27 protein-coding genes are annotated in these 26,838 nt (G+C 64.8%); 12 read left to right on the forward strand and 15 right to left on the reverse strand.

Annotated elements, in window-relative coordinates; genetic code table 11:
• Positions 1-200 precede the first annotated feature (200 nt).
• On the forward strand, positions 201-974 hold the full coding sequence (locus BCCGELA001_RS03405; protein WP_008542447.1) for a ferredoxin--NADP reductase: 774 nt from the start codon (positions 201-203) through the stop codon (positions 972-974).
• Positions 975-1,105: 131 nt separating this feature from the next.
• Here the strand turns inward: BCCGELA001_RS03405 and BCCGELA001_RS03410 are convergent, their stop codons facing one another.
• Together BCCGELA001_RS03410 and BCCGELA001_RS03415 are read right to left on the reverse strand one after the other, a co-directional pair.
• On the reverse strand, positions 1,106-1,489 hold the full coding sequence (locus BCCGELA001_RS03410) for a nuclear transport factor 2 family protein (protein WP_008542448.1): 384 nt from the start codon (positions 1,487-1,489) through the stop codon (positions 1,106-1,108).
• A gap of 44 nt (positions 1,490-1,533) precedes the next feature.
• Entirely contained in the window at positions 1,534-1,926 is a 393-nt protein-coding gene (locus BCCGELA001_RS03415; RefSeq protein ID WP_008542449.1) for a RidA family protein, read from the reverse strand.
• A 347-nt stretch (positions 1,927-2,273) separates the two neighbouring features.
• On the opposite strand from BCCGELA001_RS03415, the gene BCCGELA001_RS03420 reads away from it, so the two are divergent.
• Positions 2,274-3,971: an FMN-binding glutamate synthase family protein gene (locus BCCGELA001_RS03420; RefSeq protein ID WP_193409757.1), complete on the forward strand. Its 1,698-nt coding sequence runs from the start codon at positions 2,274-2,276 to the stop codon at positions 3,969-3,971.
• 99 nt (positions 3,972-4,070) lie between these two features.
• Positions 4,071-4,310 (forward strand): PilZ domain-containing protein, encoded by a 240-nt coding sequence (locus BCCGELA001_RS03425; protein WP_008542454.1) that lies wholly within the window; start codon positions 4,071-4,073, stop codon positions 4,308-4,310.
• A gap of 65 nt (positions 4,311-4,375) precedes the next feature.
• Here the strand turns inward: BCCGELA001_RS03425 and BCCGELA001_RS03430 are convergent, their stop codons facing one another.
• Positions 4,376-5,671, reverse strand: a complete 1,296-nt coding sequence (locus BCCGELA001_RS03430) for a hemolysin family protein (protein WP_060734629.1) — start codon at positions 5,669-5,671, stop codon at positions 4,376-4,378.
• A gap of 243 nt (positions 5,672-5,914) precedes the next feature.
• Between BCCGELA001_RS03430 and BCCGELA001_RS03435 the strand changes: the two genes are divergently transcribed.
• Complete coding sequence (locus BCCGELA001_RS03435; RefSeq protein ID WP_008542462.1) at positions 5,915-7,990, forward strand: methyl-accepting chemotaxis protein; 2,076 nt, start codon at positions 5,915-5,917, stop codon at positions 7,988-7,990.
• A gap of 209 nt (positions 7,991-8,199) precedes the next feature.
• Here BCCGELA001_RS03435 and BCCGELA001_RS03440 read toward each other — a convergent pair whose 3' ends face one another.
• From BCCGELA001_RS03440 to BCCGELA001_RS03450, 3 genes are all read right to left on the reverse strand, one after another.
• Positions 8,200-10,170 (reverse strand): carbohydrate porin, encoded by a 1,971-nt coding sequence (locus tag BCCGELA001_RS03440; protein ID WP_008542463.1) that lies wholly within the window; start codon positions 10,168-10,170, stop codon positions 8,200-8,202.
• 402 nt (positions 10,171-10,572) lie between these two features.
• Positions 10,573-10,836 carry a hypothetical protein gene (locus BCCGELA001_RS03445; protein ID WP_060734630.1) on the reverse strand — a complete coding sequence of 88 codons (264 nt, stop codon included), beginning with the start codon at positions 10,834-10,836 and terminating at the stop codon, positions 10,573-10,575.
• A 139-nt stretch (positions 10,837-10,975) separates the two neighbouring features.
• Positions 10,976-11,782, reverse strand: a complete 807-nt coding sequence (locus BCCGELA001_RS03450; protein WP_008542465.1) for a creatininase family protein — start codon at positions 11,780-11,782, stop codon at positions 10,976-10,978.
• A gap of 138 nt (positions 11,783-11,920) precedes the next feature.
• Here BCCGELA001_RS03450 and BCCGELA001_RS03455 point away from each other — a divergent pair, with 138 nt between their 5' ends.
• The 7 genes from BCCGELA001_RS03455 to BCCGELA001_RS03485 all read left to right on the forward strand — a co-directional run bounded on the left by BCCGELA001_RS03455 (position 11,921) and on the right by BCCGELA001_RS03485 (position 17,612).
• The gene (locus tag BCCGELA001_RS03455; RefSeq protein WP_008542466.1) at positions 11,921-12,943 is read left to right on the forward strand and encodes an ABC transporter substrate-binding protein; all 1,023 of its coding nucleotides are present in this window, start codon (positions 11,921-11,923) and stop codon (positions 12,941-12,943) included.
• A 10-nt stretch (positions 12,944-12,953) separates the two neighbouring features.
• On the forward strand, positions 12,954-13,769 hold the full coding sequence (locus tag BCCGELA001_RS03460) for an ABC transporter ATP-binding protein (RefSeq protein ID WP_008542467.1): 816 nt from the start codon (positions 12,954-12,956) through the stop codon (positions 13,767-13,769).
• A complete protein-coding gene (locus tag BCCGELA001_RS03465) occupies positions 13,766-14,584 on the forward strand; it encodes an ABC transporter permease (RefSeq protein ID WP_060734631.1) in 819 nt (272 codons plus the stop codon). The genes BCCGELA001_RS03460 and BCCGELA001_RS03465 overlap by 4 nt, the downstream gene beginning before the upstream one ends.
• Positions 14,584-15,573 (forward strand): 2-hydroxyacid dehydrogenase, encoded by a 990-nt coding sequence (locus tag BCCGELA001_RS03470; protein WP_060734632.1) that lies wholly within the window; start codon positions 14,584-14,586, stop codon positions 15,571-15,573. The genes BCCGELA001_RS03465 and BCCGELA001_RS03470 overlap by 1 nt, the downstream gene beginning before the upstream one ends.
• Positions 15,573-16,265, forward strand: coding sequence for an AprI/Inh family metalloprotease inhibitor (locus tag BCCGELA001_RS03475; RefSeq protein ID WP_008542481.1), 693 nt, complete (start codon positions 15,573-15,575; stop codon positions 16,263-16,265). The genes BCCGELA001_RS03470 and BCCGELA001_RS03475 overlap by 1 nt, the downstream gene beginning before the upstream one ends.
• Before the next feature lie 93 nt (positions 16,266-16,358).
• Positions 16,359-16,733 (forward strand): hypothetical protein, encoded by a 375-nt coding sequence (locus tag BCCGELA001_RS03480; protein ID WP_008542483.1) that lies wholly within the window; start codon positions 16,359-16,361, stop codon positions 16,731-16,733.
• 258 nt (positions 16,734-16,991) lie between these two features.
• Entirely contained in the window at positions 16,992-17,612 is a 621-nt protein-coding gene (locus BCCGELA001_RS03485) for a tetratricopeptide repeat protein (protein ID WP_158511595.1), read from the forward strand.
• A gap of 45 nt (positions 17,613-17,657) precedes the next feature.
• Here BCCGELA001_RS03485 and BCCGELA001_RS03490 read toward each other — a convergent pair whose 3' ends face one another.
• From BCCGELA001_RS03490 to BCCGELA001_RS03505, 4 genes are all read right to left on the reverse strand, one after another.
• On the reverse strand, positions 17,658-18,446 hold the full coding sequence (locus BCCGELA001_RS03490) for a bestrophin-like domain (protein ID WP_008542488.1): 789 nt from the start codon (positions 18,444-18,446) through the stop codon (positions 17,658-17,660).
• Between the two features lie 27 nt (positions 18,447-18,473).
• Positions 18,474-19,187 carry a RadC family protein gene (gene radC / locus BCCGELA001_RS03495; protein WP_060734633.1) on the reverse strand — a complete coding sequence of 238 codons (714 nt, stop codon included), beginning with the start codon at positions 19,185-19,187 and terminating at the stop codon, positions 18,474-18,476.
• 88 nt (positions 19,188-19,275) lie between these two features.
• Positions 19,276-20,094 (reverse strand): type I methionyl aminopeptidase, encoded by an 819-nt coding sequence (gene map, locus BCCGELA001_RS03500; RefSeq protein WP_008542491.1) that lies wholly within the window; start codon positions 20,092-20,094, stop codon positions 19,276-19,278.
• Between the two features lie 125 nt (positions 20,095-20,219).
• Complete coding sequence (locus tag BCCGELA001_RS03505; RefSeq protein ID WP_008542492.1) at positions 20,220-21,536, reverse strand: mechanosensitive ion channel family protein; 1,317 nt, start codon at positions 21,534-21,536, stop codon at positions 20,220-20,222.
• A 211-nt stretch (positions 21,537-21,747) separates the two neighbouring features.
• Between BCCGELA001_RS03505 and BCCGELA001_RS03510 the strand changes: the two genes are divergently transcribed.
• Positions 21,748-23,541 carry a potassium/proton antiporter gene (locus tag BCCGELA001_RS03510; protein WP_060734634.1) on the forward strand — a complete coding sequence of 598 codons (1,794 nt, stop codon included), beginning with the start codon at positions 21,748-21,750 and terminating at the stop codon, positions 23,539-23,541.
• 116 nt (positions 23,542-23,657) lie between these two features.
• Here the strand turns inward: BCCGELA001_RS03510 and modC are convergent, their stop codons facing one another.
• The 5 genes from modC to BCCGELA001_RS03535 all read right to left on the reverse strand — a co-directional run bounded on the left by modC (position 23,658) and on the right by BCCGELA001_RS03535 (position 26,715).
• Positions 23,658-24,320, reverse strand: a complete 663-nt coding sequence (gene modC, locus BCCGELA001_RS03515) for a molybdenum ABC transporter ATP-binding protein (protein WP_008542493.1) — start codon at positions 24,318-24,320, stop codon at positions 23,658-23,660.
• A 2-nt stretch (positions 24,321-24,322) separates the two neighbouring features.
• Positions 24,323-25,018 (reverse strand): molybdate ABC transporter permease subunit, encoded by a 696-nt coding sequence (gene modB, locus BCCGELA001_RS03520; RefSeq protein ID WP_008542494.1) that lies wholly within the window; start codon positions 25,016-25,018, stop codon positions 24,323-24,325.
• Positions 25,019-25,031: 13 nt separating this feature from the next.
• A complete protein-coding gene (modA, locus tag BCCGELA001_RS03525) occupies positions 25,032-25,817 on the reverse strand; it encodes a molybdate ABC transporter substrate-binding protein (RefSeq protein WP_060734635.1) in 786 nt (261 codons plus the stop codon).
• 182 nt (positions 25,818-25,999) lie between these two features.
• The gene (locus BCCGELA001_RS03530; protein WP_060734636.1) at positions 26,000-26,503 is read right to left on the reverse strand and encodes a hypothetical protein; all 504 of its coding nucleotides are present in this window, start codon (positions 26,501-26,503) and stop codon (positions 26,000-26,002) included.
• A 2-nt stretch (positions 26,504-26,505) separates the two neighbouring features.
• Positions 26,506-26,715: a TOBE domain-containing protein gene (locus BCCGELA001_RS03535; RefSeq protein WP_008542497.1), complete on the reverse strand. Its 210-nt coding sequence runs from the start codon at positions 26,713-26,715 to the stop codon at positions 26,506-26,508.
• Between the last annotated feature and the right edge of the window lie 123 nt (positions 26,716-26,838).

Genomic DNA, 26,838 nt, shown 5'->3' on the forward strand with positions numbered 1-26,838 from the left:
TTCGTTAATGATGCGCCCAAATCAGCCCAAATGCAGGTTTGATCAGCGTCAATTGCATCCGAAACGAGGTTGATTATTGGTCTCAATGGCGTAGATCACACACACGAAATCCTCCGCCATGGCAAATGGTGCTCGCCCCGCAGTCAGGGCCGGGCAACGCTGTTGCCCGAAAACCGCAAATATTCGGAATATCGAAAATCATGAGCGCGTTTTACCGAGAGAAGGTTCTTTCCGTCCACCACTGGACCGATACGCTGTTCAGCTTCCGCGCCACGCGCGACACCGGCTTCCGGTTCCAGAACGGCCAGTTCGCCATGATCGGCCTCGAGATCGACGGCCGTCCCTTGCTGCGCGCCTACAGCATGGCGAGCGCGAACCACGAGGAACAGCTCGAATTCTTTTCGATCAAGGTCCAGGACGGTCCGCTGACCTCGCGCCTGCAGAAGATCAAGGAAGGCGACACCATCCTGGTCGGCCGCAAGGCGACCGGCACGCTGATCACCGACAACCTCATCCCGGGCAAGCGGCTGCTGCTGCTCTCGACCGGCACCGGCCTTGCGCCGTTCGCGAGCCTGATCAAGGACCCCGAGGTCTACGACCAGTTCGACTCGATCGTGCTGGTGCATGGCTGCCGCCAGGTGTCCGAGCTCGCCTATGGCGAGAGACTGGTCGCTTCCTTGCGCGAAGACGAGCTGTTCGGCGAGCTGCTCGCGGACAAGCTGATCTACTATCCGACCGTGACGCGCGAGCCGTTCAAGAACCGCGGCCGCATCACCGACCTCATCAGCTCCGAGCAGATCTTCAACGATATCGGCCAAGGTCCGCTCGACATCGCCACCGACCGCATCATGATGTGCGGCAGCCCGGCGATGCTCGAAGAGCTGAAGCAGATGTTCGAAGGCCGCGACTTCGTCGAGGGCAGCGGCAACAAGCCCGGTCATTTCGTGATCGAGAAGGCCTTCGTCGAGCGCTAGTCTAGCGCAGCCATCCTCATGGTGTCGTCCTGGCCTAGTGCGCAATTGCGCAAGGGGGCCAGGACCCATATCCGCCTGTCAGGGATACGACGCAGCCGCAGGGAACACCGCTGACCGCGTAGCCAGCGAGCTCAGAACATACCGTTCGGATTGGCTGCATGCTCGGGCACGACCTGCAGCACATCCCAATGTTCAACGATCTTTCCCTCGTCGTCGAGCCGGAAAATATCGATTCCCGCGTAGTCGTGGTCTCCAGGCCAGTGCTGGAAGCAATGGAGAACGACGTACTCGTTCTCCGCCACGACCCGCTTTATCTCGACTCGCTTGCCCGGCCACTCGCGAGCCATGCGCTCGAAATAATCGATGAAGCCCTTCTTTCCGGTTTCAACATGCGGATTGTGCTGGATGTACTCGTCGCCAACGAAGCGCGCGATGGCCTCGGCAGGCCGGCACGCGTTGAACATCAACTCGTAGAAGGCGATCACATTCGCCTTGTTCCGTTCCAGATGGTGCACGACACGCTCCCTTATGAGATCACTGGCGACCAGGCGCGCTGAATTCAGCCCGGGATGCGAGCAATGACCTTGATCTCGAAGTCGAACCCCGCGAGCCAATTGACGCCGATCGCCGTCCAATTCGGATAAGGCTCCTCTGCAAACACCTCGCTCTTGACGGTCATGATCGTCGCGAACTGATTTTCGGGATCGGTGTGAAAGGTCGTCACGTCGACGATATCGTCAAGCCCGTATCCACCTGCTTTCAAGGTCGCCTCGAGATTCGCAAATGCCAGACGGACCTGAGCCTCGAAATCCGGCTCGGGCGAGCCATCGCGGCGGCTGCCGACCTGGCCGGAGACGAACAGGAGATCACCCGATCTGATCGCTGCGGAATAGGCGTGCGACTTATAGAGGTCATGTCGGCCGGCGGGGAAAACAGCATCGCGCTTGGTCATGAGAAGTTCTCCTGTCGTGGAAGCCTTGAAGCGGCCGACGAGTTGAAGGCTGATGTTATGGCCTTTCTCTGGCGGCCCACCGCGTGCTGTGCCATCTCAGGGATCCGTCGCTGATGCTCGAGCGGCTGCGGCGTCAGGCCGGTGCCGGGGCATCTCCGTTGGCGTTGGAAGCCGGAAACGGGCTGCTTCAGCGCCCCGCCCCGTCTTCCATCCCCCTGCTGCACCGCAAAACCCGTCCATCCGGCTGATTGATTTGCCCCGGCCGAATTCGCTAGCCTGAAACAAGGGCCGCGTCATATCCGTATGACAGGCACAGGCGTATCGTACCGCCTCATGCTGGCGAGAGGATGGGAATCGTGGCCGAGGACAACAAGACGCAGCAAGCTCCGAAACGCCTGCCGCTGGCGGAGGAGGGGATCATGGAAACCCTGCTGCTTCCTTTCTCGCCCCGCTTCATCGTGCTGACGATCTGCGCGGTCGTCACCGCGCTGTTGATCGGCATCGGTCTCGCGGACCGCAAGATCTTCGACATCATGCTGGTGCCGATCCTGATCTTCGGCGCGCTGACGCTGCTGGGGGTGCGCGATCTCCTGCAGAAGAGCCACGCGGTGCTGCGCAACTATCCGATCTCGGCGCATATCCGCTTCCTGCTCGAAGAGATCCGCCCGGAGATGCGGCAATACTTTTTCGAGAGCGAGAAGGACGGCATGCCGTTCTCGCGCGACACCCGCTCGTTGGTCTATCAGCGCGCCAAGATGGAGCTCGACAAGCGGCCGTTCGGCACCCAGGAGGATGTCTACCGCCAGGGCTACGAGTGGATGCATCACTCGGTCTCGCCGAAGGCGCACGCCAAGGAGAAATTCCGTGTCCTGATCGGCGGGCCGGATTGCGCAAGGCCCTATTCGGCTTCGGTCTTCAACATCTCCGCGATGAGCTTCGGCGCGCTCAGCCCGAACGCCGTGCGGGCGCTCAATGCCGGCGCCAGGAAGGGCGGCTTCGCGCATGACACCGGCGAGGGCGGCGTCAGTCCCTATCACCGCGAGATGGGCGGCGACATCATCTGGGAGATCGGCTCCGGCTATTTCGGCTGCCGTCATCTCGACGGCACCTTCGATCCGGAAGCGTTTGCGCGCGTTGCCGGCGACGAGCAGATCAAGATGGTCGAGCTCAAGGTGAGCCAGGGCGCGAAGCCTGGCCATGGCGGCGTGCTGCCGGCCGCGAAGGTCTCCGAGGAGATTTCCAAGATCCGCGGCGTCGCGATGGGCGAGGATTGCATCTCGCCGGCATCGCATCGCGCTTTTTCCACGCCGGTTGGGATGATGCAGTTCATCGGCGAGATGCGCCGGCTGTCCGGCGGCAAGCCGGCCGGATTCAAGCTGTGCATCGGCCATCCCTGGGAATTCCTGGCGATCTGCAAGGCGATGATGGAGACCGGCATCTATCCGGATTTCATCGTCGTCGACGGCAATGAGGGCGGCACTGGTGCGGCGCCGCTGGAATTCATGGACCATCTGGGCATGCCGATGCGCGAGGGCGTCAATTTCGTCCACAATGCGCTGGTCGGGATCAATGCGCGCGACCGCATCAAGATCGGCGCCTCCGGCAAGATCGCGACCGCCTTCGACATGGCGCGCGCGATGGCGATCGGCGCCGACTATTGCAACTCGGCGCGCGGCTTCATGTTCTCGCTGGGCTGCATCCAGTCGCTGAGCTGCCACACCGACCGCTGCCCGACCGGCGTTGCGACGCAGGACCCGACGCGGGCGCGCGCGCTCTACGTGCCGCTCAAGATCGACCGCGTGCACAATTATCACCATGCGACGCTGCATTCGCTGACCGAGCTGATCGCCGCCGCCGGCCTCGAACATCCGCAGCAGCTGCGCCCGATCCATTTCACCCAGCGCACCTCGACCACGGACGTGCGCTCCTTCGCGCAGCTCTATCCGGCACTCCGCCCGGGCGAATTGCTCGAAGGCACCGAGGATCCGCGGTTCCGCGACGCCTGGCGGATGGCGCGGGCCGAGACGTTCCAGCCCGCGCTGTAAGCGAGACGCGCTGCGCCATCGGTCCGGCCCTTGCGTAAATCCATCGCGAGCAGGGTTGGTGATTAAGCTTTGGTTCAACTTTGGGTGTATGTTATGCCCATGGACGAGCGGCGCGAAAAAGCCAGACATCGCGTGCTGAAGGCCGGAACGATCGAGTTCGGCGGCGGCGCGATCGACTGCACCGTCCGCAACCTCTCCGACACGGGCGCCGCCCTCGACGTCACGAGCCCCGTCGGCATTCCCGACCGTTTCACCCTGTTCGTCCAAGCCGACGGCACGCATCGGGCCTGCACCGTGGTCTGGCGCAAGGAAAAGCGGATCGGCGTGAAGTTCGGGTGAGGCGAGGAGTTTAGGCCTGAGCGCGCCCTACAATCTCGATGTGGAGAGTTCACGGGGCTCACGTCTCACGCCGCCGCCTGCTCGCCCAACCTGCTCGCCAAAATCTTGTCGATCCGACGTCCGTCGAGATCGACCACCTCCATGTGCCAGCCGGCGAAATCGAAGGCGTCGCCGACATTGGGGAGCACGCTGAACTGCTGCAGCACGAGGCCCGCCACGGTGTTGTAGCGGTGCGGCGGCAATTCGATGCCGAGCAGCTCGCCGAACTCGTCGACCGGCATCCAGCCGGAGATCAGGAGCGAGTCGTCGTCGCGCCTGACATAGGCCGGCTCGGGCGGTCCTTCCTCGGAATGGAAGGCGCCGACGATCGATTCGAGAATGTCGGCCGCGGTTACCATGCCTTCGAAGGCGCCGTATTCGTCGTAGACCAGGCCGACATGGACCGGCGCGGCTTTCAGGATGGCCAGCACGTCGCGCGCGTCTGCCGATGCCGGGATGCCAGGCGCCTCGCGCACGAGGGCGCGCAGATCCGGCGTGCGCTCGTGCATATGGGCGACCAGCAGGTCCTTGGCCTGGAGCACGCCGATCGGCTTGTCGCGATCACCGTCCGAGACGGGAAAGCGCGAATGCGGGCTCTTCGCGATGATGTCGCGAATGGTCTCTGCGTCGTCGCACAGGTCGATCTCGTCGACCTCGGTGCGCGGCGTCATGACCGCGCCCACGGGACGATCGCCGAGCCGCATCACGCCGGCGATCATCTCCTTCTCGCCGGGCTCGAGCACGCCCGCCGTCTCAGCCTCCTTGACGAGGTGATGGATCTCATCCTCCGAGACCTTTTCCTCGGCGCTGCCGCCGCGACCGAGCAGCGTCAAGATCAGCCTGCCGGAGACGTCGAGCAGGAACACCAGCGGCAGCGAGATTCGCGCCAGCAAATGCATCGCGGGCGCGACCCTGACCGCGATGCTTTCGGGATCGCGCAGTGCCACCTGTTTCGGCACCAGCTCGCCGACGATCAGCGTCGCGTAGGTGATCAGCGTGACGACGAGGCCGACGCCCACGATGTCGGCGATGCCTTTGGAGAGGCCGAGCTCGAGCAGCCATTGCGTCAGCCGCTGCCCGAGCGTCGCGCCCGAGAATGCGCCGGAGAGCACGCCGACCAGCGTGATGCCGATCTGCACCGTCGAGAGGAACTTGCCGGGATCGGCCGCCAGCGTCAGCGCTCGCTCGGCGCCGCGGACGCCCTTCGCCGCGAGCAGCGACAGCCGCGCCGGGCGCGACGACACCACGGCGAGCTCGGACATGGAGAGCAAGCCGTTGATGACGATCAGGACGACGACGATGACGAGTTCGACCGAGAGCATTGTTGTTCCAAGGGGTAAGCGAGTGTGGCCGCACGGCGGCATGCCTCGATATAGGTATCCCGGTGAGAAAATGCCGGTCATTGTGTCGCGTTCCGCGCTCCGTAGGAAGCGAGCGGCGGGCGCGGTTCGATCAAACCTGCGACGAGATGGCGTCCCCGCGGAACTACGGGCGTTTGCTTAACGGGCTCTTAGTGGGGGCGGGCTAGGTTTCCCGACATTTGCAGGATGTATTCGGGGACCAGGATGCGGATCGGAAAGCTTTTCGCGCTGTCGATGCTGACGGTGACGGTGTTTGCAATCATCCTCGGCGCTGAGGTGCTCATCCCCCAGACGCGGATCTTCGCGAACCGCTCCGATGCGATCAAGACCGTCGACGCCTTTGGTGCGACGCTGATGGCCAGCCAGCACGTCGCCAGCCTGCGCGCCCCCTATATCGGACCGATCTTCCAGGAAGCGGCCGCGAGCCAGGCTCAACTCGAAGCCGCCGCGAAGGCGACGAAAGCTGCCGAGGCGGGCTTCGAGGCCGCAAGGCGCGCCGTCATGGTGCTGGATGACGGGGCAGCGATCAGCGAAAATCTCGACCGTGCCGCGCGGCGGCTGAAGGACATCACCACGGCGGCCGATCGCGCGATGGGCGTCGCTCTGGCTGCGCGCGACAGCGCCGCAACCAAGGGCTTCCTGCCCGGTGTTGCCGAGGTCCTCGCCGCTCTCGAGCCGGTCATGAACCGGCTCGAAGCGAAGGTGATCAATGCCGATTCCTCGCTTGCGGCGCTGCTCAGCCTCGCGCGGACAGCGCAGGATCTGCGCGTGTCCGCCGGCAGTCGGGCCGCCACGCTCTCGCCGGCGCTGTCCGCACGCCGCCCGCTCACTGCGGCCGAATTGTCGCTGATGGATCGCATGCAGGGCCGCGTCGAGGCCAACCGCGAGCGCATCGAGGCCGGCATCGCGCAGCTCGGAAACCCCTCCCGCATCGCGACCGCGCTGAAGGCGGCAAATGAATCCTATTTCGGATCGGCAGCGGTTGCCGTGGACAAGGAAATTTCCGCAGCCCGGAGTGACGGCAAGTACAGCGCCACCGCAGACGAGCTCGCGAAGGTGATCGTGCCCGCGATCCAGATGTTCTACGGTGTCCGCGACGCCGCACTGGCGGAAGCAGCCGAGCGCGCTTCGGCTGCGCGCGATGGTGCGCTGGCGATGCTCGCCCTCGCAGGCGTGGCGGTGCTCGCATTGCTCGGCACGCTCGCCGGTGTGACCATGATGCTGCGCAGCCGCGTGGTGACGCCGCTGGCGAAGCTCGCCGACGTGATCGGAACGCTCGCCGCCGGACAGCACGAGGTCGAGATCCCTGCGACGGGCCGCAACGACGAGATCGGCCAGGTCGCCGGCTCGCTTCGTCACTTCAAGGATTCGCTCGCCGCCAAGACGGCGGCCGACGAGGCCGCCGCGGTCGAAGCCGAGGCGAAGCTCCGCCGCAGCCAGCGCATGGACCAGATCGCGCGCGAGTTCGAAGCCATGATCGGCGACGTGATCAATACCGTGTCGTCGGCATCGTCGGAGCTGGAAGTCTCGGCGGGAACGCTGACGAACACGGCCGACCAATCCGAGAGGGTCACCGCGACCGTCGCTGCCGCCTCCGAGCAGGCCTCCACCAACGTGCAGACCGTCGCGGCCGCCGCGGAGGAGATGGCTTCGTCGGTCGACGAGATCAGCCGCCAGGTCCAGGATTCCGCGCGCATCGCCGGCGAAGCGGTGCAACAGGCGAGCCGCACCAACGACCATGTCGGCGAGCTCGCCAAGGCGGCGGGCCGGATCGGTGACGTCGTCGAGCTCATCAGCCAGATCGCGGGCCAGACCAATCTTCTGGCCCTCAATGCCACCATCGAGGCGGCGCGCGCCGGCGAGGCCGGTCGCGGCTTCGCCGTCGTCGCTTCCGAGGTCAAGGCGCTCGCCGAACAGACCGCCAAGGCCACCGGCGAGATCAGCCAGCAGATTGCGGGCATCCAGACCGCGACCGAGGATTCCGTCGGCGCTATCAAGTCGATCAGCGACACCATCTCCCGCATGTCGGAGATTGCCTCCGCGATCGCCGCGGCGGTCGAGGAGCAGGGCGCGGCGACGCGCGAGATCTCCCGCAACGTGCAGCAGGCCGCCCGCGGCACCCAGCAGGTCTCCGCCAGCATCGTCGACGTGCAGCGCGGCGCGAGCCAGACCGGTTCGGCCTCCGCCAATGTCCTGACCTCGGCGAGATCGCTGTCCGGCGAGAGCAGCCGCCTCAAGGTCGAGGTCGGCAAATTCCTGGACGCGATCCGCGCGGCGTAGAGCTTCCTGCCGAAGGCGGCGTACCTCGTAGCCCATCCTTCGAGACGCCCGCCTACGGCGGACCCTTAGGATGAGGACGGAGAGCGAGGCAGCATTCCAGCGAGCACCGCTGCCGCTTAGCCTCATCCTGAGGAGCCCGCGTAGCGGGCGTCTCGAAGGACGAGGCGCGCTCACTCTGTCGCCCAGCAGACTTGCAGCACGCGTGCTATTCAGAATTCCCCGTGCAGCCGCCCTGAGAACACCGACACCGGTCCCCGGTCGGCGTTGTAAGCGGGATTCACGATCAGCTGGTAGTCGCCGGTGAGGGTAAGATTCTTGTTCAGCGCGTAGGCGTAATAGGTTTCGAGGATGCGCTCCTTGCGATAATTGAGCGCGCCGTCGCCGACGAGAACGCCGAGGCCGCCGGCGGCGAGGAAGTCGCGATAGTCCCGGGAAATCGCGTTGATCGCGCCACCGATGCCGATCACGTCGTCGGGCCGGCCCCATTTGGTGCCTTTGATCGAAAGACCGCCGGATAGGCTGCGGTTGATGTCGGTGAAGGCCAGCGTTTCGAAACGGCCGTCGTTCCAGCTCCAGCGGCCGAACAGCCCGACATCGTCCGTGATCGCCTGTTCGAGGTTGAGGACATAGCCATATTTCACGCGTCCGCGCCGGGTCTGCGTGATGTCGAGATTGAGCGCGGGATTATCCAGCGTCTCGCGGAAGCTGCCCATATTGGCGCTGTCGACCCAGCCCATGGTCCGGAGCTTGCCGGGCTGGCCGAGCAGCGAGAAGCGCGTCTCGAGCTCGAGCACGTACTGGCCGCGCTCCCCGACCTTGGTGTCGAAATGGTTCGAGTTGGATTCGGAGACCATGAGGAAATAGCCGCCGCGCAGCGCCCATTGCTTCTGGTTGAGCTCGGCGGTGATGCCGTAGGTGAGGCCGACCTTGTCGGCGGAATAGTCGAAGGCGCCGGGCGCCCAGATCGACCAGTTCATGAAGTCCCTGCGGGTGTCCTTGGCGTAGGCGTTGCCGTCGAACACGTCGACCACCGCGAACTTGCCGGCCTGAATCGTGAGGCGCGAGACGTCGACTTTCTGACCGAGCTGAAGCTGTCCGCTCGCAAGCTCTTCCTGCTCGCCGCCAAATCCGAACGTCTGGCGCACGAACAGGCGCGAGGTGTTGTAGTGCGGATAGGGGAAGTTCGATTTCTGCGCTTCGCCGTTCGGGAAGCCGGCAGCGCCGACGGTGTCGTTCAGTCCAAATCCCTGGAGCAGCTCCGGATTGTAATAGACCTCGCCGCCGTCCCACAGCCGTGCGTTCAGGAACAGGCTGTTGCTCCAGGTCGCCTTGGCCTGCCGGGACGGTGAGAGCGAGTTCGGTCCGCTATAGAGCGCGGGGAACGATGGATAGCCCTGCGGCAGATAGGTGCTCTGGCCGTGGATCTCCCAGCGATCCGATTCCGTGTCGATCAGAGAGCTCTTCGGATCGTAACTCTGCATGCCCGGCCAACCGACCTTGCGGTTGAGGCCGAGCCTGACCTGCTGGAAGTCGAGCGACGAGGACGCGTATTGTGCCCCGGTGGAGAAGGCGACATTGGCGCCGTCGAAGCGGCTGTAGAGATATTCGAGTCGCGCGCTCCAATGCGGCGCGAAGCCGTATTCGATGCCGGCGCCCGCGATCCAGCCGGGCCGTGTGTTCAGGATTTTCGGGATTTCGGCGCCGGAGGCGGGCGTGTCGAAATAGCGCTCGCCCATCCATGCAAAGCCGCCGGTGGCGTAGACCAGCCACGGACCGCTGGTGTAGCCGACACGGCCGCGGACGCTCGCGGTATAGTCCCATTGCTGGGTGACGGTGTTGGCGGGCGTCGCCAGGAAGGAGACGATCGAGTTCGAGGTGATGTAGTTGGGAAACGTGAAATCGCCTTCGACGCCGACCAGCCAGCCGGAGTTGAGCCGGTAATTGTAGCCGGCCTGGACGCCCCCAATCATGCCACTGAAGACGCCGCTGTCGCTGAGTGCAGTGCCGTCGTTCAGCGCGAAATGCGACGAACCGCGGCTGTAGCCGGCATGCGCACCAATATAGAACCCGGTCCAGTCATAGACGGACCTCAGCACCGGCGCCTTCAGCGGCAGATCGGCCGCGTGGCCGGCAGCGGGAAGAGCCAGCACGCCCGTGGCGATCGCCGCGGCCGTTCGCAAGCACCAGTGTCGGTGATCTCTCAACGTCAAACGCACGCCCCCACAACGCGACTATGTCCCATTCGCCGCAACCGGCATCCCTGCCGATTCGCGGCGATCTTGTCATCAGGTCTTGGTTGGCCCCCGCTTGCTTCGGATCATCCAGATCCGATGCGATTTCGCCCAAGTCCTTAAGGCTCCGGCGAACCCTATTGCGAATAATTCGCAATAGCAACTGACGCTCGCCACCTCCTGGAATGGTTCGCACCTCTGTGTGACGGGACTGCAACAACTTGCTGGGCGCAAAACAGATGACCCCGCCAGGCGGGGACAGCCGGGCGGGGTCGGGGGCACGACACGGGGTGGATGAGGCGCCCGTGTCGGGACGCAGGAGCCACGTTAGATCGGCCTCAGGTACCTAGATCAGTAGCAGGTGCGAACGCGGCCGACGTACTGGCCGAAGGCGTTGTACTGGGCGACCCAGCCGCAGCGGCGATAGCCGTGGTAATAGGGGTCGTTGGTGGCGGCGATCGCGGAGCCGACGACGGCGGCAGTGGCGATGCCGGCGCCCACACCCCAGACCCAGCCGGGCTGCTTGGCTTCGGCCGAGGAGGTGGTGGACACGATGCTGCCGGTGACGGCAAGGGTGGCGAGAGCTGCGGCGGCAATCTTGGACTTGATCGACATGTGAAACTCCATCCGGGTTGAGGCGGTCCGTTGTGGCCCGCGTGCCCAGTTGGACGGAGGCTCTCCGTGTCCGGTTCGAACACCGCGGAGTCGGTTCCGGAGCGTCGATCTTTCTCGAATGATTCCAGTGGGATGACAGCTAACCGAGGGGCCCCTTGGCGAGCCTGTTCACGTCGAAGTTATCGACCTCGTTCAATAGCTCGCAAAACGCCGCCGCGCCCTGATCGATCAGCTGCTCGCCTTTCTCAGCAACGGCCAATGTCGCGTTGCCGACCGCGCCGCTGGGGTTGAGATCTTGCGCCTGCCAGGCGAACGGCGCGGGCCGCTGCGTCGACAGCCAGCGATATTGCCGCTCCAGCGCGATGCTGCTCGCGGGAAAGTCCGCGATCGCATCCACGCGCACCTGCTCGGGATAGCGAGACAGCATGATCGAGGTCTCGACCGCGCCGCCGTGAATGCCGTGGCGCACTTCCTCGGCCGGGAACAGTTTATCCGCGCCCGATAGCCGCGACCACGACGTCGTCACCACGAACAGGTTTTGGTGCGCGCGCAGATCCTGCGCGATCAGCATCATCGCCGCGCTGTTGCCGCCGTGGCTGGTGATGATGACGAGCTTCCTGACGCCGCGCCGCGCGACGTCCTCGCCGATGGCGGTCCATTTCTTCAGCGCAGTTTCGGTCGGCAGCGTCTGCGTGCCCGGATAGTCGATATGCTCGGTGGAAATCCCGATCCGTTCGACGGGCAGGAAGCTGGCGGGAATGCTCTCGGGCAGCAGCTCGCGCACGCGCGCCAGGTAAGCCTCCGCAATTAGCACGTCGGTCGTCACAGGCAGATGCGGGCCGTGCTGCTCGGTCGCGGCAAGCGGCAGCACGGCGATCCAGCGCGACAGGTCCGCGGCGGCGGCATCGGCCCAGCGAATTTCGTTCCAGTCGCGGGGCGGCGTCATCAAGGTTTCTTTGCCCGAATTTGTCACGTAATTTGGGGTTATGAGGGGACGCGGGCCCGACCGGCTCGCGTCCCCAATGTCATGCGGTTTTATCGCGTTGGCTTGGTATCGGCTAGAAGTGATCGACGGAGTGCACTCATGAGCCCCTCTCATCTGCGGCGAGCGTTAACGGCAGGCCTGATCGCCGCTTTCGTCTCGATCCTGCCGGCGCAGGCCGAGACGCTGGACAAGGTCACCTTCGGCACTAATTGGGTTGCCGAGGCCGAGCATGGCGGCTTCTTCCAGGCGGTCGCCGACGGCACCTACAAGAAATACGGCCTCGACGTCACCATCATCCCCGGCGGTCCCAACGAGAACAACCGGATGCTGCTGATCGCGGGCAAGATCGATTTCTTCATGGCCGCGAACACACTGATGTCGTTCGATGCGGTCGCTAACAACGTGCCCGTCATCACCATCGCCGCGATCTTCCAGAAGGATCCGCAGGTGATGCTGACGCAGCCCGACGCCAAGGTCACCAAGATCGAGGAATTGAAGCCGCTGACGCTGTTCGTCTCCAAGGAAGGCATGACCAGCTACTTCCAATGGCTGAAATCCGAATATGGCTTCAGCGAGAAGAACGTCCGCCCCTATAATTTCAATCCGCAGCCCTTCATCGCCAATCCCAAGAGCGCCATGCAGGGCTACGTGACGTCAGAGCCCTTCGCGGTCGAGAAGGCGGCCGGCTTCAAGCCCAACGTGCTGCTGCTAGCCGATTACGGCTTCAACACTTATTCGACCCTGATCGAGACCCGCCGCGACATCGTCGAGAAGAAGCCCGATCTCGTCCAGCGCTTCGTCGATGCCTCCATGATCGGCTGGTACAATTACATCTACCGCGACAATTCCGCCGGCAATGCCCTGATCAAGAAGCTCAATCCGGAGATGACCGACGATCTGCTCGCCTATTCCGTCGCGAAGATGAAGGAGCACGGCATCGTCGATTCCGGAGATAGCTTGAAGAACGGCATCGGCGCCATGAGCGACGAGCGCTACGGCTCCTTCTTCAACAAGATGGTCAAGGCCGGCGTCGTCAAGGCCGATCTCGACTTCCGCAAATCCTACACGCTGCGCTTCGTCAACAAGGGCGTCGGCGTCGAGCTGCGCCCGAACAAGCCGTAACGCGCGGTCGATGTCCGCTGCCCCAACCTCGTCCGCCGTCGAAGCGAGCCTGACGGCGCTCGCCGTCAGCCTGCGCGGCGTGACGAAAGCCTATGACAACGGCGTGATGGCGCTCGGCCCGCTCGACCTTGCCGTGCGCAAGGGCGAGTTCATCTCGCTGCTGGGCCCGTCCGGCTGCGGCAAGTCGACGGCGCTGCGGATCATCGCAAGCCTCGCGGCCCCGTCGTCCGGCACCGTGCGGGTGGCGCATCACGAGGGCGAGGTGCAGCCGGGCCACGGCATCGGCTTCGTATTCCAGGAGCCGACCCTGATGCCCTGGACCAGCGTGCGCGAGAATGTGCGGCTGCCCCTGCGGCTCGGCCACGTTCCGAAGGCGGAAGCGTGCGAACGCGCCGATGCGGCGCTCGCCAGCGTCGGGCTCGCCGATTTCGCCGAGGCCTATCCGCGCGAGCTGTCGGGCGGCATGAAGATGCGGGTGTCGCTGGCACGCGCGCTCGTCACCGATCCTGATATTCTCTTGATGGACGAGCCGTTCGCCGCGCTCGACGAGATCACGCGCTTCCGCCTCAACAACGATCTGCTCGCGCTGTGGCGCAGCCTCGGCAAGACCGTCATCTTCGTCACCCATTCGGTGTTCGAATCCGTCTACCTGTCGCAGCGCGTCGTGGTGATGACGGGGCGGCCCGGCCGCATCCAGGCCGACCTCCGCATCGAGACGGTCGAGCCGCGCGGCGAGGAGTTTCGCACCTCGACCGCCTATTCCGATTATTGCCGACGCGTGTCGACCGCGCTGGCGCCGTCATATTCGGGACAGTCGACGCTATGAGCGCTCAAGCTGCCGTCACTGCAAAACCGCGAGCTGCGCAACGCGCGATGCGCATCGTGCTGCCCGTCATCGTGTTCGCGGCCGGCCTCCTGGCCTGGGAAGCGGTCGTCCGGATCAAGGAGATTCCGCCCTACGTGCTGCCGGCGCCCTCGGTCATCGTCCTGACATTGATCAAGGACTGGGCGGTGCTGTCACAATCGCTCGCGACCACGCTCCTGACCACGCTCGAAGGCTTCATCGCCGCCAGCATCGGCGGCATTGCGCTGGCGCTGCTGTTCAACCAGTCGAAATGGGTGGAATATTCGCTGTTCCCCTATGCCATCGTGCTCCAGGTGACGCCGGTCATCGCGATCGCGCCGCTGCTGCTGATCTATCTGGAGCAGCAGACCGCGGTCGTGGTCTGCGCCTTCATCGTTGCGTTCTTCCCGGTGCTGTCCAACACCACGCTCGGGCTCAATTCGGTCGACCGCAATCTCGCCGGCCTGTTCCAGCTCTATGGCGCATCAAAGCCGCAGACCCTGCGCTTTCTCAAGCTGCCTGCGGCGCTGCCCTATATCCTCGGTGGCTTGCGGATCGCCGGCGGCCTGTCGCTGATCGGCGCGGTAGTGGCCGAGATCGCGGCGGGAACAGCGGGTGCCGGCTCCGGCCTCGCCTACAGGATCGCCGAGTCAGGCTATCGATTGAACATACCCCGCATGTTCGCGGCGCTGCTTTTGTTGTCGCTGGCCGGGATTGTCATCTATGGGGTGCTGGCGCTAGTTTCCCACCTCGTTTTACGGCGCTGGCACGAGAGCGCGCTTGGAAAGGAAAGCTGATGTCTACCGGTCCGATTTCGTCCGAAAAGATCGATCTTTTGATTTATGGACCGGTGCGGCCGATCCTCGACAACGGATTTTCCGACCATTTCGTCGTGCACAAGGCCGAGACGCGTGGTGACCTCGAGCGGCTGACCCCGGCGATCCGCGAGAAGATCCGCGGCGTCGCCGTGACCTATCACACCGTGCGGGCCGACAAGGATTCGCTGTCGCAACTGCCCAAGATCGAGATGGTGGCGAGCTTCGGCGTCGGCTACGACCACGTCGACGTGAAATACGCGGCCGAGCACAAGATCATCGTCACCAACACGCCTGATGTGCTGACCGAGGAGGTCGCCGACGTCGCGATGGGCCTGTTGATCTCGACCTTGCGCGAATTCATCAAGGCCGACCGCTATGTCCGCTCCGGGCTGTGGCAGACCCAGAACTACCCGCTCAGCGTCGGCTCGCTGCGCGACCGCAAGGTCGGCATCGTCGGCATGGGCCGGATCGGCCAGGCCATCGCGCGCCGGCTCGATGCCTCGCTGGTGCCGGTGGTCTATCACTCGCGCAATCCGTCCAAGGACGTCTCCTACAAGCACTATCCTGACTTGATCGAGATGGCCAAGGCGGTGGACACGTTGATGGTGATCGTGCCCGGCGGTGCCAGCACGAACAAGATGATCAATGCCGAGGTGCTCAAGGCGCTCGGTCCGCGCGGCGTGTTGATCAACGTCGCGCGCGGCTCGGTGGTGGACGAGCCGGCGCTGGTTCAGGCGCTGAAATCAGGCACCATCCTCGCCGCCGGCCTCGACGTCTTCGCGGCCGAGCCGAACGTGCCGGACGAGCTCAAGACCATGCAGAACGTCGTGCTGCTGCCGCATATCGGCTCCGCCTCGGTGGTGACGCGCAACGCCATGGACCAGCTCGTGGTCGACAACCTCAAGGCCTGGTTCGGCGGCAAGGCGCCGCTGACCCCGGTTGCGGAAACACCATTCAAGGGGCGCTGATGAGAGCTCTTCGGGTCGTTGCATCCGCCGTCGCGGCCTGCCTGGCCGCGATCGGCATCGCGCATGCGCAGGATGCGGCGGCCCTGAAGAAGCAGATGCCCGGACAGTGGGAGCTCTCGACCACCGAGCGCAGCAAGACCTGCGTCGTCACCCTCAAGGGCGACGCCGCAGGCCAGGGCTTCAAGCTCGAGCTCGAGCCGGCCTGCAAGGCCGCGCTGCCCTTCACCAAGGACATCGTCGCCTGGAGCGTCAGGGGGCTCGACATCGTCCGCTTGCAGGACGCAGCGGGTGAAGCCGTGATCGACTTCACCGAGGTCGAGGCCGGCATCTTCGAGGGCCTGCGCCAGGGCGAGGGCGTCTACATCCTGCAGGACCTCGCCGCCGCGCGCGCCATGGCCAAGTCGATGGACCAGATGATCGGCGATTGGTCGATGGTGCGCGGCAACGGCCAGCCGGTGTGCGGGCTGACGCTGACCAACACCGAGGCGGGGCCGGACAATTTCCAGGTCTTCCTCAAGCCGAGATGCGACGCGTCGATCGCGCAGTTCAACCCGACGCAATGGCGGCTCGAGCGCGGCCAGATCATCCTGATGTCGAAATCGGGCGATGCCTGGCAGTTCGAGGCCGACGACAACGCGCAATGGCGGCGCGTCCCCGACACCGCCGATCCCCTGATCATGCTGCGGCAATAGGCAGCCCGCCGCTGCCGAACGACGGACGCCACGCGGAACTCGTCGGCAGGGCATTCCGTTGACGGAACAGGCGATTCCGTTGGGAGATCCGGCATGGCCAAGCGCGTTCTCGCGATCGGCATCGAGCCCGGTAATGCGGATTACAGCGCATTCCCGCAGCTCACGCCCGAAAACGTCCGTAGCTACATCGAGGCCCAGCTGCTGCGTTTGCGCGGTCTCGGTTTCGAGGTCACGAGCTGCCTGATCGATCTCGACGCGACCGCCGAGGCCGCCGTCACGGCGGCGCTGCGCGACGAGCGCTTCGACTGCATCGTGATCGGCGCCGGCCTGCGCGAGCAGAAGGAGCGATTGCTGTTGTTCGAGAGGGTGCTCAACCTCGTCCATCGCCTCGCGCCCGATGCTGCGATCTGCTTCAACACCACGCCGGCCGACACCGCCGAAGCCGTGCAGCGCTGGATCGAGCCGTGAGCTGACGGCGCTCGCTCGTCGAGGTTGCGTGTGTCAGTTCGTTTGCGCAATCAACGCTGCGGGCTTCGCGGCGGCTGCGGCCAAGTTCGCCGGTTTCTGAATTGCTGCCAGATTTGAACTTTTCTTCCGTTCCGGTGACCAAGGCATAATGGTCAGACCGGATCGGGCTTGGATATGAGATTCGTTGCCGTTGCCTTCGCCTGCATTCTCGGCCTCTCGATGCCCGCCGACGCAAATGATGCGCGCACCTTCAATGCGATGGTGACGCTGGCCGATCGCGGGGATGCCGAGGCGCAATACCACGTCGGCATGATGCACAATAACGGCATCGGCACGCCGCAGGATCGCAGCCAGGCCTTCGAGTGGTTTCAGAAATCGGCCGCGGCCAACCACCCGCTGGGGGCCTACAAGCTCGGTTGTTATTACGACGGGCAAGGCGAAGGCGTCGTCGCAACCGACTCGGATCAAGCGTTGAAATACAAGCTCGTTTCGGCCAAGGCCGGCTATGCGAGAGCCCAGCACGATGTCGCGCTCATGTACGACCGGCAAGGCAACTCAGAAGAAGCGCTGAAATGGTGGAAGCTGGCAGGCGATCAGGGGCTTCCCGCCGCGCTCTTCAGCCTGTCCCGTGCGTATTCCGCCGGGAAGGGCACGCCGAGGGATCTGTCCCTGTCCTATGCCTATTTCAAGCTCTCGAAGGTGGCACCGGCCAAGAACGTGAACGAGATGGCCGGAATGTTGTCCAAGCCGGAGCTCGAGAATGCAGAAAGGCTGGTCGCTGCATGGAAGCCGCAACCGACTGCCCTGACGCTCAAGGCATTCGCCGGCATCTCAGCCGCGGAAGACCACTTGAAAGCCGCCAAGAACCAGATGTTCTGATCTAGCTGAGATCGACCGCATCCCGCGCAGGCTGGCGTGCCCGCTCTAGGTCTTTGCCGCCGCCTCCGGCATGATCTGGAGCAGCGGCTCTGGCTGAATCGAGATCTGGCCGGCGAACGGCCGGTCGTGCGCGGCGATCAGCAGGACCGAGGTGGCCACCCCCGTTGCGAACAGGCCCATCGCGATCGCCGATCCCAGCCGGTTGTCGCAATGAACGAGGCCGATCACCAGCAATGCGCAGGCGGCCTGGAGGTACAGGCACCACCATTTGACTGGATTGACCGCGGCGAGGCTGACGATGATCCGCTGCCGCCGCGCATCCAGCGCCTGCTCCAGCGCGGCGATGAGCTCGCGCTGCACATTCGCCTGCCCCGTGCCTTGCGGCGTCATCGTGATGACGAGCTGCAGGGCATCGGCGAGCGCCGGCGGCGTCACCTTCAGCGATGCCTCCTGATGCGCCATCATCGGCCATTCCACCGCGACGGCCTGCCCGACATAGTCGCGCACCAGGCCGCGCAGCTTCGTCTCCTGCTCTGCCGGCAGGCCGCCGGCCAGCAGCACGGCGCTGCGTAGCGCGCTGGCCTCGCGACTTACCGCGGCGCTTGCGCGATCGCTATCGCCCCAGACCTGCGCTGCGGTGAAGGCGACGAACAGGCCGAAGATGATGCCGAGCACGGGCAGCATGCCCGGCGAGATCGCTTTGAGCGATTTTGCGCGCTCTCCCGTCGCGACAAGCGCGATGCCTGCGAAGATCGCCGCGGCCACAAGATAGGTGAAGCCGAAGATCACCAGCGCCATCAACGGCACCGGCAGATTGTGCAGCCAGTCGCTCATCGTTTCCTTGTCATCTGATTTGAGGCTCTAGATCAACCGCATCCCGCGCAGGCTGGCGTGCCCGCTCTTGCCCACGATGATGTGGTCGTGCACGGCAATCCCCAGCGGCTTGGCGATGTCGATGATCGCTTTCGTCATCTGGATGTCGGCCTGCGAGGGCGAGGGATCGCCGGAGGGATGGTTGTGCACCAGGATCAGCGCGGTCGCCGATAGCTCGAGCGCGCGCTTGATCACCTCGCGTGGATAGACCGGGGTGTGGTCGACGGTGCCGGTCTGCTGCACCTCGTCGGCGATGAGCTGGTTGCGCTTGTCGAGGAAGAGCAGGCGAAACTGTTCCTTGTCGGCGAAGGCCATGCTGGTGCGGCAATAGGCGATCACCTCGTTCCAGGACGACAGCGCGTTGCGGCTGTTGACCTCGCCCTTGGCGACGCGGTGCGCCGCGGCGGCGATCAGCTTGAGCTGGTTGATTGCGGCCTCGCCGACCCCGTCGACCTCGCGCAGCCGCGCCACCGGCGCGTGCACGACCTCCGCGAACGAGCCGAAGGTCTTGATCAGCGTCTTCGCCAGCGGCTTGGTGTCGCGCCGGGGCAGCGCCGGAAACAGCGCCATCTCCAACAGCTCGTAATCGCTCAGCGCATCCGCGCCCGCACTGTAGAAGCGCTCGCGCAGCCGCTCGCGATGGCCGTGATAATGCGGCGCGTCCTCAGGCTTGCTCGTGTCGGGGTCCGGCTTGACGGGCATTGCGCCCAAGCATCGCCGGGGAGCCGCGTTTTTGCAACCGTCAATTGCGCTGGCAAACTAAGCTATGCCGGATCGGCTCGCACCAAGCTCACCCGATCGGCTTCTCGCCGTGCCGCTTCGACAGCGTGAAAATCTCGACACCGGTCGCGGTGACGCCGACCGAATGCTCGAACTGCGCCGACAGCGAGCGGTCGCGGGTCACCGCGGTCCAGCCGTCGGAGAGGATCTTCACATGCGGCTTGCCGAGATTGATCATCGGCTCGATGGTGAAGAACATGCCGGGCTTGAGCTGCACGCCCTCGCCGGGACGACCGATATGGATGATGTTCGGCTCGTCGTGGAACATGCGCCCGAGGCCATGGCCGCAGAAATCGCGCACGACGCTCATGCCCTGCGGCTCGACGAAGCTCTGAATGGCGTGGCCGATGTCGCCGGTGGTGGCGCCGGGCTTCACGGCGGCGATGCCGCGCATCATCGCTTCATAGGTGACTTCGATCAGCCGCTCGGCCTTGCGCGCGATCGGGCCGACCGCATACATCCGGCTGGAATCGCCATACCAGCCGTCGACGATGAAGGTGACGTCGATGTTGACGATGTCGCCTTCCTTCAGCGGACGGTCGCCGGGCATGCCGTGGCAGACGACGTGGTTGAGCGAGGTGCAGGTCGAGTAGCGGTAGCCGCGATACATCAGCGTCGCCGGATAGGCGCCGTTGCTGAAGGCGAAGTCGCGGACGAATTCGTCGATCGTCGAGGTCGGCACGCCCGGAGCGACGATGTCGGTGAGCTCGTCGAGGCACTTCGCCACCAGCGCGCCGGCCTTGCGCATGCCGGCAAACGCGGCTGGCCCATGCAGCTTGATCTGTCCGGTCTTGCGCAGGGAGGTATCGGTGGCTTCGACGTAGCTCATGCGAGAACTGTCTTCCGGGCTCGGTCTGATCTGGATATCGGCGGAAAGGCTTGATTTCAGGCCCTAATCTAATGATTGCGGGCCTTCATGCAAGCCGAGCGTACTCTTTGCGCCCGAAAGCCGGCCTAATTCGGGACTTCTACGGTGGTTTCGACCGGCAGGGCGCCGCCGCGGATGCGGATTTCGCGGACCGGGTAGGGAACCCGGATGCCCTCCTGCTTGAAGGCGTCCCACAGCGCCAGCATCACGTCGCTTTTGACGGTGTCCATGCCGTCGGGGTCGGCGAGCCACAGGGTCAACGAGAACTTCATCCCTGCCTCCGCAAACTCGGTCAGAATGCAGTTCGGCGGCTTGCCCTTCTGGGCGCGGGGGTGGGCGGCGGCGGTCTCGGCGGCGAGCTTGCAGACCAGCCGGGGGTCGGCGTCGTAATTGGTGCCGAAGGCGATCTTCACCAGCGTGTTCTTGTCGGTATAGGTCCAGTTGACGACCTTCTGCGTCACCAGATCCTCGTTCGGCACCAGGAATTCGCGCCCGTCGCCGGCTGCGACGGAAATATAGCGCGTCTTCATCGCGCTGATGCGCCCGGTGTTGTCGCCGATGGTGACGAGGTCGCCGGGCTTCACCGATTTGTCCGCGAGCAGGATGATCCCTGAGATGAAGTTGGCGACGATCTTCTGCAGGCCGATACCGATGCCGACGCCGACCGCGCCGGAGAATACCGCGAGCGCCGACAGATCGATACCCACGGCGCCAAGCGCAATGACGATTGCGACGGCAAGAAGCCCGATGCGGATGATCTTCACCAGCAGCACCTGCACCGACGGCGTCAGGTCTGTGGTCGCGTTGATCCGGCTCTCGGCGAAATTGCTCGCGATATTGGTCAGCCAGAGCGCGATCAGCAGCAGCGCGCCGGCCTTGATCGCCAACAGCGGGGTCAGCCTGAGGCCGCCGAGCACGATGGCGAAGGAATCGAGCAGCTCCACCGTCGTTTCCAGCTGCCCGATGATGGAAAGCGCGGCGATGAACCAGGCCGTGATCGACACCAGCTTGACGATGAACGCGTTGCGCAGGACCGACGTCACCAGCCGGATCACGAGCCAGGCCAGCCCCATCTTGGCAGCGACCATCAGGAGATAGCTGCGGCTCGGCCAGGTCGCGTGGTACATCACCACGCGCGAGACGATCACGAGCAGCGTGAACACCGCCGTCGAGGCGCTCGCGACCATCACCCGTGCGAAGTGCCGGAGCGGCAGCGGCCAGCGCATCGCCAGGGACGTCATGTCGACCCGGCTGCGAATGCCGGCCTCAGCGGCATAGGCGATGCCGGCCGCGGCCAGGATGAGGCCGAATTGCAGGTAGAACCAGGGTGACGAGATTTCCGCCCCGACGCTGCGTGCAGTGGTCTGCACGAACTCCATGAGGTCTTTGAGGTCCATGTCCATCGGTCTCGTCGGGAAGCAGGCGGGCGCAATTGATTCGAGGGGGCCGCAGAATCCCACAAAGGGTGCGGCCGAGCCATCGATACACCGTGAAGTGAAGCGCGTTAAGGCCGCAAAATGCGGGCACATTGCCGCGAGCGGGAGAAAATGGGTTGGCGCAGGAGAATGCCGACGATAAGGATGGATATTCCAGCGATTTGTACCCGGAAGGTGGATGGCCTCTCTCGACTCCGTCAGTCTCGCCATATTGCTCGGCGCCGTCCTCGTCATGGCCGGCATTCTCTCCAGCCTGCTGGCGCTGCGCTTCGGCGCGCCGTTGCTGCTCGTCTTTCTTGCCATCGGCATGCTCGCCGGCGATTCCGGCCCCGGTCAGCTCCAGTTCGACGACGTCCGCACCACCTATCTGGTCGGATCGGTCGCACTCGCCTTGATCCTGTTCGACGGCGGCCTCAGGACACGCTTTGCCAGCATCCGCACCGTGCTCGCACCCTCCGTAGTGCTGGCGACGATCGGCGTGCTGCTGACGGCGCTGATCACGGCCCCGTTCGCGAAATACGCCCTCGACCTCAACTGGTCGGAATCGCTGCTGGTCGGCGCCGTCGTGGCCTCGACCGACGCCGCCGCGGTGTTCCTGCTGGTGCACACCCAGGGCCTGCGCCTGCGCCCGCGTGTCGGCGCGACGCTGGAGGCGGAATCCGGCACCAACGACCCCTTCGCGATTTTCCTCACCTTGATGCTGGTCGAATACATCTCGCTCGGAACGAGCTCGCCCGGCCATGTGCTGGTGGAGTTCATCCAGGAGGCGGTGCTGGGTGCCGTCGTCGGCGTCATCGGCGGACGCCTCGTCGTCATCGCGCTGAACCAGGTGGCGCTGCCGCAGGGCCTGCATGCGCCATTCGTGACGACCGCTGCGCTCGTCATCTTCGGCGGCTCGCAGATCATGCACGCCTCCGGCTTCCTCGCCGTCTATCTCGCCGGCATCATCATCGGCAACCGGCCGACGCGCGCGCACAATTCCGTGGTGGCCTTCCTGGACGCCGCGACCTGGCTGGCACAGATCGTGATGTTCGTGCTGCTCGGCCTGCTGGTCTCGCCGAACCGGCTCGGTGCCAGTCTTTTGCCGGCGATCGCCGTCGCGCTGGTCCTGATGCTGGTCGCCCGACCGATCGCGGTGTTCGCGTGCCTTGGCCCGTTCCGCTTCAATTGGCGCGAAAAGATCTTCATCGCCTGGACCGGCCTGCGCGGCGCGGTCGCGATCTTCCTGGCGTCGATCCCGATGCTGGTCGGCCTGCCCAAGGCCTATCTCTATTTCGACGTCGCCTTCGTCGTCGTCATCATCTCGCTGCTGCTGCAGGGTTGGACGCTGGCGCCTGCTGCGCGCAAGCTGCACGTGGCGCTGCCGCGCGCCGAGCGCGGCCCGCGTCGTGTCGAGCTCGATCTGCCCGGCCAGCTCGAGCAGCAGCTGGTCGGCTATCCGGTGCGGCCGAAGAGCCTGTATTTCCGCCGTGGCCTGATCCCGTCGTGGTCCAAGCCGACGCTGGTGATCCGCAACGAGAACATCCTGACGCCGATGGAGGCCGAGCCGATCGCGCCCGGCGACTACATCTACCTCTTGGCGCCGCCGGAAAAGGCCGAGGCGCTCGACCGCTTCTTCGTCGACATGCAGCCGAGCTCGGCGCCCGATCCGCATCTGCTCGGCGACTTCATGGTCTCCGGCGAGCACACGCTCGCCGAGCTCGCCGGGATCTACGGCGTGAAGGTCGGCGAGGACGACGGCAAGCTAACCCTCGCCGATTATTTCGACGTCCATCTCGACCACGCGCCGAAGGAGGGTGCCGAGCTGCCGTTGGACGAGATCGTGCTGGTCGCACGCAGCATCTCCGGCGGCCGCGTCAACGTCGTCGGCCTGCGCCTGCCGGAAGAGGACGAGACCCCGCCGGCAGTGACGCGCGCACAAATACTGCGGAAGAAGCTCGCCGATGTCTGGGCCTCTGTGGCGGGGGTTTAGGCGCGCCTTGCAGCCGGACGCGTAGCCCGGATGAAGCGAGGCGTAATCCGGGATGCTTCTCCCGTGGCACCGTCCCGGATTACGCTTCGCTCCATCCGGGCTACGAAACTCCCCCGTTACGCCAGCACCTTCACCCCGCCAAGACTCGTCACCCGGCCCTGCTTCAGCATCACGATCTGCGTTGCGAGCTGGCGCAGCTCGGCGACGTCGTGGCTGACATAGACCATCGGCACATTGGCTTCATCCCGCAGCCGCGTCAGATACGGCAGGATCTCGAGCTTGCGGCCCTCGTCGAGCGCGCCGAGCGGCTCGTCGAGCAAGAGGAGGCGCGGCCGCGCCAGCAGCGCGCGGCCGAGCGCGACGCGCTGGCGCTCACCGCCGGAGAGTTTTCCGGGGCGGCGATCCTGCAGAGCACCGATGTCGAGCAGATCGATGATGCGCTTGTGCTGGGCGCGATCCGGCGCAAGGCCGTTCATCCGCCGTCCGTAATCGAGGTTCTGCGCGACGCTGAGGTGCGGAAACAGCCGCGCATCCTGGAACACATAGCCGATGCGGCGGCGATAAGTCGGCACGTGGAGGCCGGCGGCGGTGTCGTCGACGGTCTCGCCGTCGATCACGATGGTGCCGCGGTCGGGCCGCAGCAGCCCTGCGATCATGTTGACCAGCGAGGTCTTGCCGGCGCCCGATGCGCCGAACAGGCCGATGACGCGGCCCTCGCTGGTGAAGGACGCGGAGAGCGAGAATTCGCCGAGCTTCTTTTCGACATCGACGCGCAGCATGGTCAATTCCCGTGCAGCCGCGCGGTGGCGCGGCGGGCGAACCATTCGGCCGCGATCAGCGCGCCGATCGCGAGCACGACCGAGACGATGACGAGCCGGCCGGCGGCGGCATCGCCGTCAGGTGTCTGGATCAGCGAATAGATCGCGGACGAGATGGTCTGGGTCTCGCCGGGAATGTTGGAGACGAAGGTGATGGTGGCGCCGAACTCGCCGATCGCTTTGGCAAAGCCGAGCACCATGCCGGCGAGCACGCCGGGCAGGGCCAGCGGCAGCGTCACCGTGAAGAACACTTTCCATGGCGCCGCGCCGAGCGTCTCGGCGGCCTGCTCGAGCCGGCGGTCGATCGCCTCGATCGACAGCCGCATCGGCCGGACGAGAAGCGGAAACGCCATCACGCCGCAGGCGAGTGCCGCGCCGGTCCAGCGGAACGAGAAGACGATGCCGAGATGGTCGGCGAGGAAGCCGCCAACGAGGCCTTTGCGGCCGAAGGTCAGAAGCAGCAGATAGCCGGTGACGACCGGCGGCAGCACCAGCGGCAGATGCACCACGGCGTCGAGAAACGACTTGCCCCAAAAGTCATGGCGGGCGAGCAGCCATGCCAGCGCGATGCCGAACGGCGTTGCCACCAGGGTCGCAATGACGGCGACCCTGAGCGAGAGCAGGATCGCCGTCCATTCAGCGGGAGAGATGTCGAGCATCAAGCGACGAAGATCAGGTGCTGGGGCTCACCAGGAATTTGAAGCCGTACTTTTCCAGGATGGTCTTGGCCGCCGACGAGCGCAGGAAGGCGAGATAATCGCTGGTCTCGCTCTTCGCGGTGGTGGTCGCCGCGACCGGATAGATGATCGCGGGATGCGAGTCCGCCGGGAAGCTGCCGACGATCTTCACGCCAGGCTCGACCTTGGCGTCGGTCGCATAGACGATGCCGAGCGCGGCCTCGCCGCGGGCGACCAGCGTCAGCGCGGCGCGCACGCTCTCGGCCATGGCGAATTTCGGCTCGGCCGCCTGCCACGCGCCCAGCTTCTCCAGCGCAGCCTTGGCGTATTTTCCGACCGGTACCGACTTGACGTCGCCGGTCGCGATCCTGCCGTCGCCGGCGAGCTTGGCGAGGTCGAAGCCTTGCGCGATGCTGACGTTGTCGATCTTGGAATCCTTCGGCGCGATCAGCACGATGCTGTTGCCGAGCAAATTGACTCTGGAAGGCTCGTTGATGGTTTTCTTGGAGACTGCGTAGTCCATCCAGTCGGTGTCGGCGGAGACGAACACGTCGGCCGGTGCGCCTTGCTCGATCTGCTTGGCCAGCGCCGAGCTCGCGGCGTAGCTCGCGACGATCTTGACGCCGGTCCTGGCGGTGTAAGCGGCATTGATCTCGTCGAGCGCGTTCTTCATCGAGGCGGCGGCGAACACGGTGATGGTCTTGTCTTGCGCGCTGGCAGGCGAAAAGCTCGCGCCGGCGAGGATGAGGAAGGCGGCGAAAAGTCCGGCAATACGAATCATGGGATAGCGCTCCGTGCGAGCCCACGCGTGCAAATGCACGCGCAAATCTGGCGTTGGGTTCATGTCAGGTGCGACGGGCGGAAGCGCTGTCCGCGTGTCCCGGCAACGGCTTACGGCCGGCGGGGATATCGCACCTGCGAAGATAGCAGGCTGGGCCGCCAGGTCAAAGGCGGCTGTTTGGCCTATTGCGCCGGCAGGATCGCAATCGAGAGCGAGTTGTCCTTGGCGCCGCTGACCTGCAGCACGAAGGGCTGTCCCGACAGCTCGTATTTGATGGTCTTGCGGATGCTGGCGCAATCGGTCGCGCCGCTGAAGGCCACCGGTTTCAGGAAATGCCCGTCCTGCACCACGTCGACCCAGGCCCCTGCGGACAGGCTGATCGTGTAAAGCCCGGCCTTCGGCGCCTTGATGCTGGTGAAGCCGGCGAAGGTGCCATCCTTGGGCGCCCGCTCCGGCGGCGTCGGCAGCCTGGCTTCACCTGGGACGACCAGCCCGAGCGTGATGGCGGATGACGGTAGCGTCGTCTGTTCGCTTCCCGATGCCAGCTTGGCACGATCCGACGCCGTGAGCGCTGCGCGCTCGCGCTCGATCGGCCATTTGAACTTGTCGCAGCCGCTGGGCTCTTCTGCGGCGAGAACGGGAGTTGCCCCGATCAGCAGCAGCGCCACGAGGAAGGAGGTTTTCATGCTCAATCCACGGCAATCATGACGTCGGAGGCCTTGATTACGACGATGACGTTGCCGCCGATCTTGATGCCGAGATCGTCGACAGCCTCGTTGGTGATCGAGGACGTCACGATCGTGCCGTTGCCGATATCGACGCGGATGTGGGAGGTCGTGGCACCCTTGGTGACATCGACGACATTGCCCTTGATCTGGTTGCGTGCACTGATGCGCATGGATCTCTCACGGTAGCCGGCGTAAGCCGATGTTGCCGCGCGTACGGATGGGGGGATTGGTCGGAGCGGGATGCGCGTCCCGGAATGCCGCGGGCTTACGGCACGGCGGCGGCACGATCCTAG

It is taken from the genome of Bradyrhizobium sp. CCGE-LA001 (assembly GCF_000296215.2).
GTDB lineage: Bacteria > Pseudomonadota > Alphaproteobacteria > Rhizobiales > Xanthobacteraceae > Bradyrhizobium.